The sequence below is a fragment of the Synechococcus sp. R6-10 genome, assembly GCF_047461815.1.
Taxonomy (GTDB): domain Bacteria; phylum Cyanobacteriota; class Cyanobacteriia; order Thermostichales; family Thermostichaceae; genus Thermostichus.
Genome location: NZ_JANSHW010000701.1, coordinates 1 through 833, shown reverse-complemented (window position 1 = coordinate 833; position 833 = coordinate 1). Strand labels below are relative to the sequence as shown.

Annotated in this window: 1 protein-coding gene; it reads right to left on the bottom strand. The window is 52.3% G+C overall.

The features are described from left to right. Positions 1-302 precede the first annotated feature (302 nt). Positions 303-833, bottom strand: a 531-nt coding sequence (locus NW837_RS15410) for an RNA-guided endonuclease InsQ/TnpB family protein (RefSeq protein ID WP_414332540.1), incomplete at its 5' end; no start/stop codon positions are given.

The following is an 833-nucleotide window of genomic DNA, read 5'->3' as shown; positions in this document are numbered from 1 at the left end:
TGGTCGTCCTGCGCTCACATGCTGCTGGAGCGTGAGACGGCGCTGCGGTAACGGATGCAACGAGCAAGATCAGCGTGATGACAAGCGTTGCTGTGTGTCCGGGAAAATTCGCGCAATAAGATGACCCGTGCAACCGGCAAACCGGTTTGATAAAGCAAGGACACGCCGCTATCGCCACAACGCAGGCTGGATGTACTTATTGCACTGCACGCGCATGTCGTCATTCGTAGAGAGTAGATAATTGGAGATAAACAGCTCGGCTCCCTTCTCGGCTTTTCCCTGCTTTTGACATACTCCCCTGCCTAAAGGCAGGGGATTCTTGTTCTTGGTTCTGCGAGCGCACTTACTTCATCAGGTTGCCCCTCTAAAGCAGCGGTGCATCTCTCCCCAAGCGTTCCCTCTTTCGAGGCAGTTCCCTTTTGCCCAAAGGTACTGTTTTGCCACTCCATTCCCAAGATGCTTAGTCCCTTCTTGAGGATGTTCAAAGCCGCATTCTGGTCTCTGTCTGATTCAAATCCACATTGAGGACAACTATGGGTTCTGGTGGATAGGGTTTTTACTACCCTATGCCCACAGTGACTACAGTCCTGTGTGGTGTACTGCGGCGGTACGCTGACGACTGCCTTGTCCCACACCTTGCCGTAGTAGTCCAGCCACGCAGTGAATTGAGACCAGCCAGCATCATGAATGGATTTGGCAAGATGATGATTTTTGACCAGGTTCTTCACCTGCAAGTCTTCATACGCCACGACATCGTGAGATGCCACCACGCACCGTGCCTGCTTAATTGCCCAGTCTTTACGCTGGCGTTGGACTTTCAGATGCACTTTGCC